We start from the raw sequence: 17415 nt of genomic DNA, 5'->3' as shown, positions 1-17415 counted from the left end.
GGACGGAGCCCCGTCCCGTACCGGCAACACACGACTCATATGCTCAACTCCTTCCAGTGGTGACAGGCCACGGCGTGGCGATCGCTCAGCTGCTCGGTCACCGGTATGGTCTCCACGCACAGTGCGGTGGCATGGGGGCAACGGTTGGAGAAGCGGCACCCCGCCGGCATCTCGTGCAGGGCGGGCACCTGGCCCTTGATGGTCTTGAGCAGGCTCTTTGGCACATCTTCGAGGCGCGGGATCGAGGCCATCAGACCATGAGTATAGGGATGCCGCGGATGGTCAAACAGCTCGTAGATGTCGGCCCGCTCCACCGCCCTCCCCGCATACATCACCACCACCTCGTCGCACAGCTCCGCCACCACCCCGAGATCGTGGGTGATGAAGATGATGGCCATGCCGGTCTGGGCCTGCAGCGCCTTCATCAGATCCAGGATCTGGGCCTGAATGGTGACGTCCAGCGCCGTGGTCGGCTCGTCGCAGATGAGCAAGTCGGGCTCGCAGGCGAGCGCCATGGCGATCATCACCCGCTGGCGCATGCCCCCCGACAGGTTGTGGGGATAGGCCGAAAAGCGCTGGACGGGCTCCGGGATCCCCACCTTCTGCAGCATGGCGATGGCGGCCTCCCGGCGCTGTGCCTTGCTGTAGTCCGGCCTGTGCAGGTGAAACACCTCCATCAGCTGATCCCCGACCGTCTGCACCGGGTTGAGCGCCGTCATGGGCTCCTGGAAGATCATGGAGATGCGGTTGCCGCGCACCCTGTACATCTGATCCGGTGCCAGCGTGAGCAGTTCCTCCCCCTGAAAGCGGATGGAGCCTGCCACCACCTGCCCATGGGGCCTGGGCAGCAGCCCCATGATGGCGAGCGAGGTGACGCTCTTGCCGCAGCCGGACTCGCCGACGATGCCCAGGGTCCTGCCCGGCGCCACGGAAAAACTTACCCCGTCGAGCACCTTTATCTTGCCGTCGTCGACGGCGAACTCCACCTCGAGATCCCGCACCTCCAGGATGGGGGCCTGGCGCGGATCCTCATGATGCCTGGCACCGAAAATGGGGGCCTGTGTGTTGGGCATGACTGCTGCTCCCTTCTCAACCACATCAATGACGTGCATAGGTCTTGTCGATCAGCGTGACGGGGGCGAGCGCCTCCCCCTCGGCCTTGGCCTTCCGGGTCTCTTCCTTCACCTTGGGATCGATCCAGAGCAGGCCGCCGCTGCTGTGGGGGTAGCCATCCATGGGCCAGTAGAGCAGATCCGGCGTGTTTCGGGTGGCGGGCACCTCTGGCAGCATCACGTGGCGCCAGCTGCTGGCCCGCACATAGTTGAGCTGGACGCCGGGCACGAAGATGGCGAGATCATAGATGCGCTGCTGGATCTGACGGGAAATCCCGGCCCGCTTGGCCATGTCGAACTCGACGTTGTAGGCGTCGATCAGGGTATCCAGCTCCTTGTCCGCCACGTTGAACAGGTTGTTGGTCTGGGGCTTGTTGGCGTTGTCCGAGTGGAAGGACTCCCAGTATTGCGGGTAGAGACCGCCGCCGCCCCAGCCGAGCCAGGCCGCCTCGTGCTTCTTCTCCAGCATCACCTTGAAGCCGGTGGCGCCGTCCACCAGGTTGAGCTCCAGATCCAGGCCCGCCTTCTTGGCCTCTTCTTTCAGCACGGTCAGCCGCTTGGAGTGCTCCTGGCTGGTGTAGGTGAGCGCCAGGGTCAGCCGCTCCCCCTTGTCGTTCTGCAGTATGCCGTCCGGCCCCGGCTTGCCGTAGCCCCCCTTGGCGAAGTACTCCCGCGCCTTAGCGATGTCGTAGGCCCGCTCCGGCAGCGTCATGTCGGTGAACTCGCCAAAACCCGATCCGAAGGTGGTGGCCCTGTCGTAGTCGCCGCGCAGCACCGTCTCGATCATCTTGTCGAGGTTCATGGCGTGCTGGATGCCGAGCCGCACGTTGATGTCCGCCAGCTTGGGATGGCTGACGTTGAGGTGTATCCCCTGCCCCCCCTGCTTGGTGTCGGTCATGGCCATCACCTTCTGCACATAGCCCTTCTTGTACTCCGGGGTGACCGCCTTCTCATGCCACCAGTTCGGCAGGATCATCTCGAAGGTGTCCAGCTCCCCCTTCAGGAAGTGACGGAACGCGATGTTGTGGTCGCGGATCACCTGCACCTTGATGGTGTCGATGTTGAACCTGTGCTGGTTGTAGCGATCGTCCTTTGCCCACCACTCCTTCTGCTTGCTGAAGGTGACGGACTTGCCCTTCTTCACCTCGCTCATCACATAGGGGCCCGTGGTGGGCACCACGGCCCAGTTGTACTGCTTCACCCAGTTCGGGCCCATCTTGTAGTAGTGCTTGGGCTGGGGCCACAGCTCCGTGGTGTTGAGGAGATCCAGCTTGGCCTTGCGGCTGCCCGCCTTGACCAGGATGGTGTGGTCGTCGATCTTCTCCACCGCCACCACTTCGGTGGTGTAGTAGTTGTTGAACCAGGGCCCCTTGATGTCCTTGGAGCGCATCATCTCGTAGCCGAAGGTGTAGTCATCGGCGGTGACCGGCTTGCCGTCCGACCATTTGGCGCGGGGATCCAGCTTGAAGTAGACGGTCTGGCTGTCCGGCGCTATGGCCCAGGCACTCGCGAGCGAGGGGATGGGGTTGCCCGTATTGGGGTGAAAGCTGATGAGCCTCAGCTGGTTGTCCTGGATGAAGGAGCGGAACGAGCCGTTGGAGTCGGGCCCCACGGTGCGAAACGTCAGCGGGAAGCTGTCGACGAAGAGGTTGAGGGTGCCGCCGGGCAGCGCCTTGGGCGAGGCGAACACGGGGTCGGTGTCGTTGGTCTCCCACTTGAGATCCGCAGGCAGGCTGGCCGCCCACACCCAGGTCCCGTTCACCAGCAGAAAAATAGCACCTATCCATTTGATTTTATTGTTCATGTTTGACTTCCTGGTCATGCCCCTGCACTGGGGGCTTATTCATCAAGGGTTCTGTCAACGCGGCCCGGCATGGCGCCGCGCCTCACTGATAACGGGTAAATTTGCGCGGATCGAACGCCTCCCGGATGGCCTCGCCGATGAAGGAGACCATGATGAGCACCAGGCTCACCGCCGCCACCACCGAGCTCACGATCCAGATGGCATCCAGGTTGTTGATCCCCTGGGAGAGCAGCTCCCCCCAGCTCGGGGTCGGCGGCGCCAGGCCGAAGCCCAGATAGTCCAGCGCCGTCAGGGTGGAGATGTTGCCCACCACGGCAAACGGCGCCAGGGTGACGATCATCATCAGGGTGTTGGGCAGAATGTGGTGGAAGATGATGCGCCCCGTGCCCGCCCCCTGGGCCCGCGCCGCCATCACGTAGTCCCGCGCCCGCTCCTTGTAGGTGAGGGTGCGCATGTACCAGGTGATCCCCATCCAGCCGAACAGCACGTTGATGCCGACGAAGAGGCCAAAATTCGGCTTGGCCAGGGAGACCAGGATCATGATGACGTAGAGGAAGGGCACCTGGGACCAGATCTCGATAAAGCGCTGCAGGATGAGATCGAAGCGGCCGCCGAGGAAGCCCATCATGCAGCCGATGCTGACCCCGATGACATAGCTCGCCACCAGCGCGATGAAGGCGAAGCCGATGGCGATGCGAAAGCCGTAGACCAGCCGTGCCAGCACGTCGCGACCGCTGGTGTCGGTGCCGAGGAAGTGGCGCTCCGCCAGGCTAGGCGCATAGGGCGGATAGGCCTCCTCCTTGAAGTCCTGCTCATAGGGGTTCCAGGGCACCAGGGGCAGCAGCACCCAGTCTCCCTTGTCCTCTTGCTCCAGCTTGGCTTGCAGTTGGCGGTAGTTGGTCTCGTACTCGTAGTCGAGCCCGAAGTGCTGCCCCGGGATCACGTCGCCATAGGTGGGGAAGTAGAGCTCCCCCTGATAGCTCACCGCCAGCGCCCGGCTGTTGACCAGGAGCTCCGCCAGCAGGGAGATGATCACCAAGACCGAGAAGATGACAAAGGAGTAGTAACCGCGCTTGATGGACTTGAAGCGCTTGAGTTTTTTCAAGGTAACCGGATTGAGCTGCATGGTTATTCTCCAAACCGCACGCGGGGATCCACAGGAGGTGCAACGCAGATATCGGAGACGATAGGGCGTGACATCGGCATGAGAAGAGAGATCAGATTCATGCTCAGTCTCCAAATCTGACACGGGGGTCAACCAGGGCCACGCAGATGTCGGAGACGATGTTGCCCACCAGCATCAGCATGGAGGTGATGGCCAGTATGCCCATGACGGTGGGGTAATCCCGCTCCACGATGGCCTCGTAGCCGAGCAGGCCGATGCCGTCGATGTTGAAGATGGTCTCGATGAGGAAGGAGCCGCCGAAGAAGACGGTGAGCACGGACCCCAGGTGGCTCGCGATGGGGATCAGGCTGTTGCGCATGGCGTGGTCGGTGACCGCCTTGCGAAACGGCAACCCCTTGGCCACGGCGGTGCGCACGTAGTCCGCCGACAGGTTCTCCATCAGGCTGTTCTTCATGGTCATGGTGAGGATGGCAAAATCCCCGATGGCGTAGGCGATGAGGGGCAGCAGGGCGTGGGCGAAGAGGGTGCGGATCTGATCCCAGCGGCTCTCCATGTACTCGAAGTCGTCCCCCGGGAAGCCCCCCATGGGCAGCCACTCCAGATGGAAGGCGAAGACGGTGATGAGGAAGATCCCCACCACGTAGGCGGGCAGCGCATAGGCCATGTAGATGAGCATGGAGCTCAGCGAATCGAAGCGGCTGTTGTGCCTGAGCGCCTTGGCCACCCCGAGCGGGATGGAGACGGCATAGCTCAGCAGAAAGGTCGCCAGCCCGAAGAAGGCGGTCACCGGCAGCCGCTCCTTGATGAGATCCCACACCGGCTCGTAGTAGCGGGTCGACTCGCCGAGATCCAGCACCGCCAGCTTCTGCAGCCACTCCCAATAGGCGATCAGCATGGGCTTGTCGAGGCCGTAGAAGGCCTTGAGCTCCTCGATCTGCTCGTCGGAGAGCGCCTGCGCCCCCTTGCTGCCGCTGGAGCGGCCGGACTCGTTCTGCGAGACCTGGGCCTGCAGCAGCATGCGCTCGACCGGACCACCCGGCACGAAACGGGTGATGGTGAAGACGAGCAGGGTGATCCCGAGAAACGTCGGGATGATCAGAAGCATCCGACGTAAGAAATACGACAGCATGTGGAACCTCGTCCTTGTTGTTCTTTTATGGCCAGTCACATCCGGTGACAGGCCTGTCCTTCCTGGCATTACTCACTGAATTGACTGGCATTGGCAGACAATCCGGCCTGGTCACTGTAAAAGCTCTGCAACAAAAATCAAGTAGAACCAAGCCAGCGATCATGGCATCCCTCCCGCAGCATATCTCGCCGATGATTTTTTTCAAAAAAACCAACTTCAATATAAAAAACTGCTACGCCATCCTCTTTAACTTGTTTTTAATTATTAAAAAATTAATTACACATCCGTTTAAAGAATTGCAAAACACAATAAAAACAACAAGATAAAAACCAATCACCGCTCTCTTTATTTTACCTGTAGAAGAAGAGGGATATATCCATGGAGATCAGACCAGCTCAAAACGGCCTCCCGCAGAAAGGCAGATGAATATACTGAAAAAGTATGGATTAACGATATTGAGCCTGGCGAGACAGGCGAGTTATCGATAAGTTCAAAAATAATAAATAAAATTGCAAAGATCGAAATTAACAACATCTTTACACAATCTTGATTGATATTTTCGGAACAAAACGCCAAAAACAATCCATCAATCATAGATAGTCATCTGATTCCCTGCTTCATCCCCATCCTCGCCGCTCCATTTGACGTCCGTCATCAAACCTTGATAAGCCTTACGCACCGCTCCAACGAGGGCGGTAATGGAAGCAAACAAAAAACAATCAGGAAGGATACTAGCCATGCTTAGGAAAAGCAGACTCTCTGCTGCCGTAGCGTTTGCCTTGGCGAGCGCGGCAGTTGTGGCCACCCCTGTCCTGGCCGAAGAGGGCCAGAACGTCGAAAAACTGCAAAAAATCAAGGTTACCGGCTCGCGGATCTCCCGGGTCGACGTGGAGGGGGCCACCCCGGTCGTCTCCGTGACCAAGGCAAAGATCGAGCAGTCAGGTCAGCAGACCGTCGCCGATTACCTCAAGCAAGCCTCCTACAACTCCTTTGGCGGCGTCTCCCCGGCCTCCGGCAGCTCCTTCCAGTCCCAATCCACCGTCGGCCTGCGCGGCCTGGGTTCAGAGCGCACCCTGGTCCTGCTGAACGGCAAGCGGGTGGCGGGCTCCCCCACCATGGGTGGCACCTCCATCAACCTCAACACCATCCCCATGGCCGCCGTTGAACGGGTCGAGGTCAACCTGGACGGCGGCTCCGCCATCTACGGTTCCGACGCCATCGGCGGCGTCATCAACGTGGTGCTCAAAGAGGGCTACGAAGGCCTGACCTTCCAGGGTCGCCTCGGCTCCCCGACCGAAGAGGGCGGTGACGAGAAGAGCGGCTCCATGGTCGCGGGGATCAATGGCGAGAAGGGCTCGCTGATGGCGGTCTACGAGCACGACAAGAAGGACGTGATCTACAGCCGTGATCGCGACTATCTCGCCAAGCAGGGCAACGATGCCCCCAGCCCCTATGGTCGCAACGTGGAAGGGATCACCGGCCTCGATGCCAACGGGGATCCCATCTGGAAATACGGCCCCCTGGCCGGCGCCACCAATGCCGACGGCACCTGTAAAGAACCCTTCATCGGGTTCGAGGGCGGCTGCAACTTCAACTATGGCCAGGTCGCGGCCACCACCGCCTCCCGCAGTCGTGACACCCTCTACGTGAACGGTCGCTACCACATCAACGACACCGTCGACTTCGTGCCGCAGCTCATCGGTTCCCGGGTCGAGAGCTTCGGTCGCTTCGCCCCCGCCGCCGGCGCCTTCACCATAGATCCGGCCAACCCGAAGAACGCCCAGTTCTTCACCGACAACGGCCTGGATGCCGCCGCCACCCAGGGTCTGGGTGAGGCAGCCTACGCCTACTACCGCTTCAGCAACGTCGGTCCCCGCGACAACTACGTGACTGACGTGACCGGCAGCATGAACCTCGGCTTCGAGGGCACTGTCACCACGGAAAGTGTCGGCGACATGCAGTGGAACGCCGGCTACATGTACTCCAAGACCGACAACAAGGAGAACGGCACCGGCTACGTGCTGAAGTCCGCCGCCCAGCAGGCGGTTGCCGACGGCAAGTTCGTGGGGGGCGAGTTTGACGCCAATACCACGGCCTCCATGGCCGCCGACACCAGCCGCCGTTCCACCATGGACTTCTACCAGTGGTACGCTGGTGTCCAGTGGGACATGGGCGAGCTGCCGGCCGGTCCGGTCAGCTGGTACGCGGGCGCCGAGTACAACGACTGGGTCTACAGCGACAAGTACGATGCCCAGTCCGAGGCCGGCAACATCATCGGCTCCGCCGGCAACTCCTCCGGTGGGGTGCGCGACGTGACCGCCGCCTACATCGAGTCCCTGGTGCCCATCACCGAGCAGGTCGAGCTGAACGTGGCCGGCCGCTTCGATGATTACAGCGACTTCGGCAGCGCCTTCTCGCCCAAGGCGAGCCTGCGCTACCAGCCGCTGGACAACCTGATGCTGCGTACCTCCTGGTCCCGCTCGTTCCGCGCCCCCAGCCTGAGCGATCTCTACGCGGCAGATTCGGAGTCCGCCGACTGGGCCAAGGACTATGTCTACTGCGAGGCGAACGGCATCTCGGCCGCCGACTGCCCGAACCGCCAGTACACCACCACCCGCACCGCCAACGAAAATCTGAAGGAAGAGACCGCGGATACCTGGAACTTCGGGGTGGCCTACAGCCCGCTGGACGACCTGAACCTCTCCCTGGACTACTACACCATCAAGATCGAGGACGTGATCCAGCTGAACTCCCTGCAGTCCGTCATCTATGACGAGCTGAACAACGGCGGCTCCAGCAACATAGTCCGCAACAGCCAGGGCAAGATCAGCAGCGCCATCGCCCCCATGGTCAACCTCGGCACCCTGAACACCAGCGGCCTGGATCTGAAGCTGGATTACCGTTACGACCTGAACGCCGCCACCATCCGCTACGACCTGGGCGGTACCTACATCCTGGAGTACAAGGAAGGTCTGTACGCCGGTGGCCCCGTCATCGACAAGATCGGCCAGAACGGTCTGCCGCAGCTGCGCTTCAGCTCCGGCGTGGGCGTCAACGTTCCCCAGTGGTGGAACATGGATACCTACCTGAGCGCGAACTACATCGACTCCCAGAGCCAGGACTACATCGCCGACACCGGTGAGGAAGTGGGTCACATAGCGTCCCAGACCACCTGGAACCTGAACGTCGGCGTGGATGCCCCCTGGGATGGCAAGATCCAGGTCGGGGTGAAGAACATGTTCAACGTGGGCCCGTCCCTCGAGAGCGATGGCTTTACCTATGACGAGGATCTCTACAGCATCGACGGCCGCATCTACTACCTCGACTACAGCCAGAAGTTCTAATCCACCAGCAGATGACAAGCCGGCCCGGTCGGGCCGGCTTTGCCCCATGCCCCAAGGAAGTTACGGAGATAGGGTAATCCTATGAAAACAAGGACAATTACAATGAAGAAAGCGCTCCTCGGCAGCCTGGTTTCGGCTGCCTTGCTGACCAGCTTCAATCTGAGTGCCGCCACCGCCGGTCAGGCCGTGGACGCTCAAGCCGCCACCGACAATGCCTCCAAAGTTTCCCAGCAGAAGATCGACAGCTACGCCGACTCTGCCGAGTCAGCCCTGGCCCAGTACAAGGCCGCCCTGCGCCAGGTCGACAGCCTGCGCACCTACAACGAGCAGGTGGGCAAGATGGTCGAGTCCCAGAGTGCCGAGCTCGCCTCCATGCAGAAGCAGATCGCCCAGATCGACCAGACCAGCACCGAAGTGGTACCCCTGATGCTCAAGATGATCGACTCCCTCGATCAGTTCGTGGCCCTGGACCTGCCGTTCCAGAAGGTCGAGCGGGAGGACCGCGTGGCGGCCCTGACCGATCTCATGAACCGGGCCGACGTCACCATCTCCGAGAAGTACCGCAAGATCCTCGAGGCCTACCAGATCGAAGAGGGCTTCAGCCGCACCATCGAAGCCTACAAGGCGAGCCTGGACAAGGATGGCGGCGAGAAGACCTACGAGTTCCTGCGCGTGGGTCGCATCGCCCTGCTCTACCAGTCCCCGGATGGCAATGAGACCGGCATGTGGAACAAGAAGACCCGCCAGTGGGAGGAGCTGCCCCAGGAGTATCGCAGCGCGGTTGAACAGGGCCTTCGCATCGCCAAGAAGCAGGCACCTCCCGCCCTCATCAAGCTGCCGGTTCAAACTGCGGAGAAAGCATCATGAAAGGAATCAAACTTGCCATCGCCTCGCTGATCGCGGGCGCCACCCTGGTCACCCTGCCGGTGACCGCCGCCGAGAAGCCGGTGGATCTCAATGCCCTGCTCAATCAGGTCAAGGCCGCCAGCACCAGCGAGTCCCAGCTCAACAAGGAGCGGGAAGCCCGCTTCCTGGCCGACAAGAACGAGCAGACCGCCCTGCTGGCCAAGGCCAAGGCGGAGCTGGCCGCCGAGGTTGCCAAGGGCGAACAGCTCAAGGCCACCTTCGATGCCAACGACAAGCAGCTCACCGAGCTGACCGAGACCCTGCGCCAGCGCTCCGGCAACATGGGCGAGATGTTCGGCGTGCTGCGCCAGTTCGCCGGTGAGTTCAAGGGGATCTTCAACGCCTCCGCCCGCCGGGTCGAGCATCCTGAGCAGACCGCCCTGCTGACCCGTCTGGCCGAGAGCAAGGAGCTCCCCTCCAGCGATGACCTGACCGCCTTTTGGACTACCACCCTCAGCCGCATGGTCGACGGTGGCAAGGTGAGCCAGATCCCGGCGACCGTGGTCTACGGCGAGGGCAACCAGGCCGAGAAGACGGTCACCCAGATCGGCGAGTTCAACACCGTCTCCGAGGGCAAGTACCTCACCTTCGTGCCGGAGACCGGCAAGTTCGAACAGCTGCCACGCCAGCCCGACAAGGCGGTACTGGAGCCCGTGGCCGACTTTGAGCAGGGTGACGGCAGCGTCAAGCCCGTCTTCATCGATCCGTCCCGCGGCGTGATCCTCTCCCTGCTGGTGCAGTCCCCGACCCTGAAGGAACGGATCGACCAGGGGGGTGAAGTGGGTTACGTCATCATGGTGCTCGGCGTACTCGGGACCCTGCTGGCCCTGTTCTGCGGTGCCCGCCTCTCCCTCATCGGCGGCGCCATGCGCAAGCAGCTGAAGTCCGAGCAGGTCATCAAGGGCAACCCCATCGGCGAGATGCTGGTGGCCTACCAGGAGCACCGCGGTGACAACATCGAGGATCTGGAATCCAAGCTCGACGAGATCATCCTGCGCAACGTGCCCAAGTTCGAGAAGGGCATCAGCATCATCAAGCTGATCGCCTCGGTCGCCCCGCTGCTGGGTCTGCTGGGCACCGTGGTGGGGATGATCGCCACCTTCCAGGCCATCACCCTGTTTGGTACCGGCGATCCCAAGCTGATGGCGGGCGGCATCTCCGAGGCCCTGGTCACCACCATGCAGGGTCTGGTCGTGGCCGTGCCCATGCTGTTCCTCTACACCATAGTGCAGACCCAGAGCCGCCGTCTCATCCAGGTCCTGGAAGAGCAGAGCGCCGGCTTCGTCGCCCGCTATCAGGAACGCCTGCACGCCGCCAAGGCCGCAGCCTAAGGAGTCACCCATGTGGTTCTGGTTGATTGAAGAAGTCGAGTCGGTCCGCCGGTTTCTGGGATTGGGGGGCGACGTGCTGGTCGCCCTGTTCTTCCTGACCCTGATGATGTGGGCCCTGCTGCTGGAGCGCTGGTTCTACTTCAGGGCGGTCTACCCCAAGCAGGTGAAGCAGACCAAGGCCGCCTGGCTGGCCCGCACCGATCACCTCTCCTGGTCCGCCAAACAGATCCGCCGCGAGCTGGTCTCCCGGGTCGCCATGGCGGTGGACAAGGGGATGCCGGTCATCAAGGTGCTGATCGCCCTCTGCCCGCTGATGGGGCTGCTGGGAACCGTGGTCGGCATGGTGCAGGTGTTCGACACCCTGGCCATCACAGGCACCGGGTCGCCGCGCGCCATGGCCTCGGGGATCTCCAAGGCGACGGTGCCGACCATGGCGGGCATGATTGCCGCCCTTTCCGGCCTGTTTTTTGTCAACCAGCTCGATCACAAGGCCAAGTTGGCGGTGCAGAAGCTGGAAGACAACCTGAAACACGGCTGATGCAGGATGCACATCCCCGGCAGGCTCTGGCCCGCCGGGGCACAGAACAAGCAAGGAGTTTTTTGCCATGAGAAAACGTCACAGCGACAGCGGTGCGGACGAGGCGGCCATCGATTTGACCCCCATGCTGGACATAGTGTTCATCATGCTGATCTTCTTCATCGTCACCACCTCGTTCGTCAAGGAGTCCGGCGTGGAAATCAACCGCCCGAGCGCCAGCACGGCCGAGACGGTGAAGAAGGGGAACATCATGGTCGCGGTCCGCGAGAACGGTCAGGTCTGGGTCGACAAACGGGTCGTCGAGGTGGGCGCGGTGCGCGCCAACATCGAGCGGCTGCGGGCGGAGAACCCGGAGAGCGCCGTGGTGATCCAGGCCGATACCGAGTCCCGTTCCGGGCTGGTGGTCCAGGTCATGGATCAGATCCGCATGGCCGGTGTCCAGAACATCTCCATCGCGGCAAGCAAGAGCAGCTGATGCCGGAGCGAGCCCTATGAGATACCTGATATCGTTGGCGGTCTCCTGCGTGGTGGTGTTCTTCCTGTTCCTGGGAATGAACAAGCTCATCACGCCGGATCACCGGGAGCTGACGGAGAGGGAGGACGTCACCATGACCGACTTCATCCGCCTCAAGCCTCAGGAGACCCTGCAAGAGAAGCAACGGGAACTGCCCAAGCCGCCGCCCCCGAACCGCCCGCCTCCCCCTCCCGAGATGGAGGTGGCGAGCACGGACAGGCCGCAGATGGAGAGCTCCCCCATGGACATGCCCAAGCTCGACATCCCGGTCAACATCGGTGGTGGCAACGCCCTGGGTGCCTACAGCACCGGCGGCGGTGGTGGCGGCATGGGTGGCAACAACGGCGCCATCCCGATGGCGACCTTCGAGCCCATGATGCCCCGCAAGGCGGCGCTGGCCGGCCTCGCCTCCGGCAAGGTGCTGGTGGAGTTCACCGTCACCGAGCGCGGTACCGTGAGCAACATCCGCATCGTCAAGGAAGAGCCCCGCAGCTATGACCTCGGCAAGGCGGCGCGCCAGACCATAGCCAAGTGGACCTTCAAGCCGGCCATGGTGGACGGCAAGCCGCAGCCCAGTCGCATGCAGCAAGAGATCGAGTTTGCGACCAACTAAGGAAGGTGGCGATGAAAAAGTTACACACCCTGATCCTCGCCCCGGTGGCCATGGCGGTGCTGCTCAGCACCGCCAGCTGGGCCGCCGAACAACCCGCCCTGTCTGACCGCGCCTACCGCGCGGTCAACAAGGCCCAGGCGTTGATCACCGAGAAGAAATACGGCGAGGCCAATGCCAAGCTGCAGGAGGCGCTGTCCGGCGCAGGCGAACGGGTCTACGACAAGGGGGTCATCTTGCAGACCCTGGGCTTCGTGGCCGCCCAGCAGGAGAAGTACGGTCAGGCGACCAAGTACTTCGCCGACGCCATCGCCACCGGCGGCCTGCCGCCCCCGGTGGCCCAGCAGGTGCGCTACAACCTGGCCCAGCTCTATATGGCGGAGGGCAATTACCAGGGGTCGATCAAGACCATGAAGGAGTGGTTTGCGAACCTCGGCAAGGACGAGAAGCCGACCCCGCACGCCTACATCACCCTGGCCAACGCCCATGTGCAGCTCAAGCAGTACCGGGAAGCCATCCCGGCGGTGGATCAGGCCATCAAGCTCTCCGCAGGCAAGGCGCCTGAGTCCTGGTACCTGCTGAAGATGGCGGCCCACTACGAGCTGAAACAGTACAAGCCGGCCACCGAGGTGCTCACCGCCCTGGTGGACAGATACCCGGAGAAGAAGAAGTACTGGACCCAGCTCTCGGCCATGCACATGCAGGCGGGCAACGATGCCAAGGCCCTGGCGGCACTGGAAGGGGCCTACAACCTCGGCATGCTGACCGAGGCCAACGAGTTGCAGCGTCTGGCCAACTACCTCGCCTTCGCCGGCATTCCCCACCGCGCCGCCCGCGTGATGGAGAAGGCCATGAAGGAGGGGACCATCGAGAGCACCGCGGCCAACTACAAGACGCTCGCCAACTACTGGCATCAGGCCAAGGAGCTGGACCCGGCCATCGACACCCTGGCCAAGTCCTACAAGCTGGCCCCCAATGCCGAGCTGCAGCTCAAGATGGCGCGCATGATGATCCAGAGCAAGCGCTACCAGGATCTGGTGGCCTTCGCCGCCAAGCCTGCCGCCAACGCCAGCGGCGAGCAGCGGGCGGATCTGAAGTTCCTAACCGGGGTCGCCTATTTCGAGCAGCAAAAGCCCAAGGAGGCGCTCAACGCCTTCACCCAGGCCGCCCAGAACGGCAACGTCAGTGGTCGCGCCACCCCCTGGATCAGCTTCTTGAAAGAGCAGCAGGGCGGCGCCGTCACTCAATAAACCGGCACGCCATGGACAAGAATCCGCCCATGGCGACTGCCCATTCACAATGGGGTTCGCCCCGCAGATTGCCTTGGTGGCAATTGGCCGCTCTTCGGAGCGGTCTTTTTTATGGCACCTCCCCTGCCCTTTTCCCCCTCCTTCTCCTTATATAAGGCACAAAAAAATCCGGAGCCTGGGCTCCGGATTGGGTCGTTGCGTTGAGAGGGGATTGCCCCCTCAACCTGTCATCAGTAGCTGCACACCAGCTTCCAACTGCCGTCACCCGCTCTGAGTTCGCTGCTGGTACAGCAGCCGGGACAACTCAGTAGTTGCACACCAGCTTCCAACTGCCGTCACCCACTCTGAGTTCGCTGCTGGTACAGCAGCCGGGACAACTCAGTAGTTGCACACCAGCTTCCAACTGCCGTCATCCGCTCTGAGTTCGCTGCTGGTACAGCAGCCGGGACAACTCAGTAGTTGCACACCAGCTTCCAACTGCCGTCGCCCGCTCTGAGTTCGCTGCTGGTACAGCAGCCGGGACAACTCAATAGTTGCACACCAGCTTCCAACTGCCGTCACCCGCTCTGAGTTCGCTGCTGGTACAGCAGCCGGGACAACTCAGTAGCTGCACACCAGCTTCCAACTGCCGTCACCCGCTCTGAGTTCGCTGCTGGTACAGCAGCCGGGACAACTCAGTAGTTGCACACCAGCTTCCAACTGCCGTCACCCACCTTGGGCTCGCTGCTGGTCCACCAGTTGGCCTGCCACACCCCCTTGTTGTGGGTCATGCGGTCGTTGCCGTTGGCGTGATCCCCGCGCGGCCAGGCCGGATAGGCGTTGTAGTCCGCCGGGTTGACGTTCTGGCTGGCGCAGGTGGTGCCACCGCTGCCGCCGTCCCCCCCACTGCTGCCCAGCACCGCCTCGGCCAGGGCCGGGAAGTCGGACTTCAGGCCTATGGTCTGGCTGCCGGCAATCAGGCGCATGCCGCTCGGCACGCCGGCGGCCGGCAGGTAGTAGGTCATGGCCACTTCCACGTCGGTGCCCGGCGCCCAAGCCTTCCAGGCCGGCAGCGTCAGGGCCACCTTGTGGAAGTCCTTCTCGCTCGCGATGCCGTCCGAGTTCTGGTTGCCGCCGCTCTCCACCACCTTCAGCCCCATGCCGCTCTGGTCGGTGATGGTGTCGGAGGTGGAGGTGGGCACCAGGAACTCGATGCGGGTGCCGCCCGGAATGGTCTGGGTCGACCTGTTGGTGAGCTTCAGGGTCGGGTTGATCGGGTAGTTGGAGTCCCCTTCCTTGAAGCCGGAGAGGCTCACGCCGATGTCGAGCTGGGCGGCCGGGGCCGGCAGATCGTTCTGCTTCAGGGCCGCCTTGTCGGCCTTGCTGAACTTCTCGTAGGCGAGGCTGGTGAGGGTGCTGCCCATCACGTACTCGTTCTTCGCGGCGTCGAAGTCATAGTCCCCCGCCATCTCCCAGAACATGACGCCGCCCAGGCCGCGCTTGACGATGTAGTCGAGCTTGTGACCCATGGACTCTTCATCTTCGGTGGAGAGGAACACCTTCTTCTGCTCGTTCCAGAGCCAGGGCGCATGGGCCTTGTCGTCGTAGTAACGCACATACTGGCCTTGCATCACGTGGGCCGGGTTGTTGGGATCCAGACCCCAGGCCTGACCGTAGCTCGGCAGAGTGGTGATGCCGAGGCTGGCCGCGTGCTCCAGGTTCTTGGCGTGCCACATGGGCACGGCGCCCCCGCCTATCTCCTTGCCGTTCTTGTCAAGGTCGTGCCAGATGTTGTCGATGCCCACAGCCCCGTTGCCGCACGGAATGGTGCTGCCACCGGTGCCCGGCTGGCAATCGCTCTGGCTCGGCAGCGCCGCCTTGCCACCCAGACCGTGGGTGCCACCGGTGACCCCCTGCCAGCCACGGGTGTAATAGGGCACCCCTATGTTGATCTTGCCCGCCGCCAGGGCACCACGGAAGTAGTGGGCCGCCCAGGCGGAGTTGAGATAGCCGATGCCGCCAAACTGGGCCTGGGTGTAGACACCCCACTGGGACAACTCGGGATCCGCCTTGTTGTCGAACAGGGCGGCGTTGTGACCGACGAAGTGGTTCCAGGCACCGTGGAAGTCATAGGTCATCAGGTTGACGTAGTCGAGGTACTGGGTGACCTGGAAGTTTTCCATGCCGCGCAGCAGGTAGGCCGAGGCCGGCGAGGCGATGGTCAGCATGTACTTGCGACCGTCCTCGGTGCCGGCGCTGTCGAGCTTGTTGCGCAGGGTCTTCATCAGCACTTCATAGTTCGCAAAGAGCTTGCCGCGACACTGGTTGGAGAGCGGGAAGTCGTTGGGGTTGCCCGCATCCTTCATGGAGGTGGGGTACTCGTAGTCGATATCCACCCCATCGAAGCCGTACTGGCGGATGAAGCCTACGGCCGAGTCGGCAAAGGCGTTGATGCCGGCGGTGTTGACCGAGCAGTCGCCCTTGGTGGTGGCGGCGTAGAAGCCGCGGGTATCGGCCCAGCCCCCGACGGAGATGAGGGTCTTCACGTCCGGGTACTGCTTCTTGTACTTGGACAGCAGGTTGAAGTGACCCTGATAGGCGAACTCCGGATCCATCTCGGCGCCCGGCACCCCGTTCCAGGTCAGCTTGGTGGCGGCGTCATCCACCTTGATGGTGTGGCTCTGCTCATCCACCGCCGCGAAGGCGTAGTTGATGTGGGTGATCTTGTCCCAGGGGATGTCGCTCACCAGGTAGGCGGGCAGGCCGTTCTTGCCGGTGCGCCAGGAGGTGAAATAGCCGATGACGCGGCGGCCATGGTCATCCCCCATGCACTCGCTGCCGTCGGCGCGGTAGATCTGGCGCACGTCGCAGGAGAGGTTGCCGCCGGTGGGGGGCAGGGCCGCCTCTTCCACCTGCACGTCCACCTGGGCCGATTCCCCGATCAGGTTCTCCTTGTCGGTCGCCACCAGCTTGAGACCGGCCAGCCCCTTGCTCTGGGGCGTCCAGCTCAGCTGCCAGGGAGCGCTGCTGTCCTCGCCCACCTTCTGGCCATTCACGAAGAGCTCGACCCTGGCGACGTCGTCGTTGGCATCGGTGACATTGCCGATCACGGTGGCGGCGCGGCCCAGGGTCACCTTAGCACCGGCGGCGGGGCTCGCGATGCTCGTCCTGGGTGCCTCGGGCGCCACCACGGCGGCGACCTGGAAGCTCGAATCCGCCTCGCTCAGCACCTTGCCGTCCTTGTCCAGCGCCCGGGCCTTGAGGGCGTGTGCCCCTACCCCGGCGGCATTCCAGCTGGCACCCCAGGGGGAAGCCGTGGCCGTGGCAATCAGGGTGCCGTCGATCAGGTACTCCACCTTGGCCAGCGCCGTGACCGGGCCGCTCAGGGTCACCGCCAGCGCGACGCTTGCCCCTTCGCTGACGCTGCTGCCCACGGCGGGGGAGCCGATGGCGACGACCAGGGCCGGTGGCGGTACCTCGCCGCCATAGAGCTTCCAGGCATCGGCCCAGACCACGCCCACCCCGGGGGCATAGTGGTAGGGCGAGGCGCCGCACCAACCGGAGTAAGGGAATTCCTTGCATTCATAGAGGGCGCCTGCGTTGCTGACGATGTCGCCAGCCTGGTAGGCGGTGCCGGCCTGATAGGCGGGATAGGCGGCCTGCGCCCAGGCAGGGACGGCCGCAAGGGCGACCAGCATGGCAAGCCTGCTGGGCCTCAAGATCTGTTGCATATTGTTGTCATCCTTGTTTTGTCTTGGCTTCAACACCGGGA

At 62.6% G+C, this 17415-nt stretch carries 13 protein-coding genes; 8 read left to right on the top strand and 5 right to left on the bottom strand.

Annotated features, from left to right (window positions below; all coding sequences use genetic code 11):
- Nucleotides 1-35: 35 nt before the first annotated feature.
- The 4 genes from AB5Y72_RS19315 to AB5Y72_RS19300 all read right to left on the bottom strand — a co-directional run bounded on the left by AB5Y72_RS19315 (nt 36) and on the right by AB5Y72_RS19300 (nt 5171).
- A complete protein-coding gene (locus AB5Y72_RS19315) occupies nt 36-1073 on the bottom strand; it encodes an ABC transporter ATP-binding protein (protein ID WP_368199469.1) in 1038 nt (345 codons plus the stop codon).
- Between the two features lie 25 nt (nt 1074-1098).
- Nucleotides 1099-2916, bottom strand: coding sequence for an extracellular solute-binding protein (locus AB5Y72_RS19310; protein ID WP_368199467.1), 1818 nt, complete (start codon nt 2914-2916; stop codon nt 1099-1101).
- A gap of 82 nt (nt 2917-2998) precedes the next feature.
- Nucleotides 2999-4042, bottom strand: coding sequence for an ABC transporter permease (locus AB5Y72_RS19305; RefSeq protein ID WP_368199465.1), 1044 nt, complete (start codon nt 4040-4042; stop codon nt 2999-3001).
- 103 nt (nt 4043-4145) lie between these two features.
- Nucleotides 4146-5171, bottom strand: coding sequence for an ABC transporter permease subunit (locus tag AB5Y72_RS19300; protein WP_042079122.1), 1026 nt, complete (start codon nt 5169-5171; stop codon nt 4146-4148).
- A gap of 14 nt (nt 5172-5185) precedes the next feature.
- On the opposite strand from AB5Y72_RS19300, the gene AB5Y72_RS19295 reads away from it, so the two are divergent.
- The 8 genes from AB5Y72_RS19295 to AB5Y72_RS19260 all read left to right on the top strand — a co-directional run bounded on the left by AB5Y72_RS19295 (nt 5186) and on the right by AB5Y72_RS19260 (nt 13664).
- Nucleotides 5186-5497 (top strand): hypothetical protein, encoded by a 312-nt coding sequence (locus tag AB5Y72_RS19295; protein WP_368199464.1) that lies wholly within the window; start codon nt 5186-5188, stop codon nt 5495-5497.
- A gap of 411 nt (nt 5498-5908) precedes the next feature.
- Entirely contained in the window at nt 5909-8515 is a 2607-nt protein-coding gene (locus tag AB5Y72_RS19290; RefSeq protein WP_042079121.1) for a TonB-dependent siderophore receptor, read from the top strand.
- Nucleotides 8516-8617: 102 nt separating this feature from the next.
- Nucleotides 8618-9382: a DUF3450 domain-containing protein gene (locus tag AB5Y72_RS19285; RefSeq protein ID WP_042079120.1), complete on the top strand. Its 765-nt coding sequence runs from the start codon at nt 8618-8620 to the stop codon at nt 9380-9382.
- Nucleotides 9379-10752: a MotA/TolQ/ExbB proton channel family protein gene (locus AB5Y72_RS19280; RefSeq protein WP_216989670.1), complete on the top strand. Its 1374-nt coding sequence runs from the start codon at nt 9379-9381 to the stop codon at nt 10750-10752. The genes AB5Y72_RS19285 and AB5Y72_RS19280 overlap by 4 nt, the downstream gene beginning before the upstream one ends.
- Before the next feature lie 10 nt (nt 10753-10762).
- Entirely contained in the window at nt 10763-11290 is a 528-nt protein-coding gene (locus tag AB5Y72_RS19275; protein ID WP_042079118.1) for a MotA/TolQ/ExbB proton channel family protein, read from the top strand.
- Nucleotides 11291-11357: 67 nt separating this feature from the next.
- Nucleotides 11358-11765 carry a biopolymer transporter ExbD gene (locus AB5Y72_RS19270; protein WP_005327075.1) on the top strand — a complete coding sequence of 136 codons (408 nt, stop codon included), beginning with the start codon at nt 11358-11360 and terminating at the stop codon, nt 11763-11765.
- 16 nt (nt 11766-11781) lie between these two features.
- On the top strand, nt 11782-12417 hold the full coding sequence (locus AB5Y72_RS19265; RefSeq protein WP_209793187.1) for an energy transducer TonB: 636 nt from the start codon (nt 11782-11784) through the stop codon (nt 12415-12417).
- 11 nt (nt 12418-12428) lie between these two features.
- Nucleotides 12429-13664, top strand: coding sequence for a tetratricopeptide repeat protein (locus AB5Y72_RS19260; protein ID WP_325782020.1), 1236 nt, complete (start codon nt 12429-12431; stop codon nt 13662-13664).
- 674 nt (nt 13665-14338) lie between these two features.
- Here AB5Y72_RS19260 and AB5Y72_RS19255 read toward each other — a convergent pair.
- The gene (locus AB5Y72_RS19255) at nt 14339-17341 is read right to left on the bottom strand and encodes a glycosyl hydrolase family 18 protein (RefSeq protein ID WP_325782154.1); all 3003 of its coding nucleotides are present in this window, start codon (nt 17339-17341) and stop codon (nt 14339-14341) included.
- Nucleotides 17342-17415: the final 74 nt, after the last annotated feature.

The sequence above is a fragment of the Aeromonas sp. R7-4 genome (assembly GCF_040908055.1).
Taxonomy (GTDB): domain Bacteria; phylum Pseudomonadota; class Gammaproteobacteria; order Enterobacterales; family Aeromonadaceae; genus Aeromonas; species Aeromonas sanarellii.
Note: the sequence above shows the minus strand (reverse complement) of the source record. Positions and strands in the feature narration are given on the sequence as shown.

Coding starts and splice junctions, on each gene's coding strand:
- AB5Y72_RS19310 (WP_368199467.1), bottom strand. CDS start 2,916: ATGAACAATAAAATCAAATGGATAGGTGCTATTTTTCTGCTGGTGAAC.
- AB5Y72_RS19270 (WP_005327075.1), top strand. CDS start 11,358: ATGAGAAAACGTCACAGCGACAGCGGTGCGGACGAGGCGGCCATCGAT.
- AB5Y72_RS19290 (WP_042079121.1), top strand. CDS start 5,909: ATGCTTAGGAAAAGCAGACTCTCTGCTGCCGTAGCGTTTGCCTTGGCG.
- AB5Y72_RS19265 (WP_209793187.1), top strand. CDS start 11,782: ATGAGATACCTGATATCGTTGGCGGTCTCCTGCGTGGTGGTGTTCTTC.
- AB5Y72_RS19255 (WP_325782154.1), bottom strand. CDS start 17,341: ATGCTGGTCGCCCTTGCGGCCGTCCCTGCCTGGGCGCAGGCCGCCTAT.
- AB5Y72_RS19305 (WP_368199465.1), bottom strand. CDS start 4,042: ATGCAGCTCAATCCGGTTACCTTGAAAAAACTCAAGCGCTTCAAGTCC.
- AB5Y72_RS19315 (WP_368199469.1), bottom strand. CDS start 1,073: ATGCCCAACACACAGGCCCCCATTTTCGGTGCCAGGCATCATGAGGAT.
- AB5Y72_RS19300 (WP_042079122.1), bottom strand. CDS start 5,171: ATGCTGTCGTATTTCTTACGTCGGATGCTTCTGATCATCCCGACGTTT.
- AB5Y72_RS19280 (WP_216989670.1), top strand. CDS start 9,379: ATGAAAGGAATCAAACTTGCCATCGCCTCGCTGATCGCGGGCGCCACC.
- AB5Y72_RS19285 (WP_042079120.1), top strand. CDS start 8,618: ATGAAGAAAGCGCTCCTCGGCAGCCTGGTTTCGGCTGCCTTGCTGACC.
- AB5Y72_RS19260 (WP_325782020.1), top strand. CDS start 12,429: ATGAAAAAGTTACACACCCTGATCCTCGCCCCGGTGGCCATGGCGGTG.
- AB5Y72_RS19275 (WP_042079118.1), top strand. CDS start 10,763: ATGTGGTTCTGGTTGATTGAAGAAGTCGAGTCGGTCCGCCGGTTTCTG.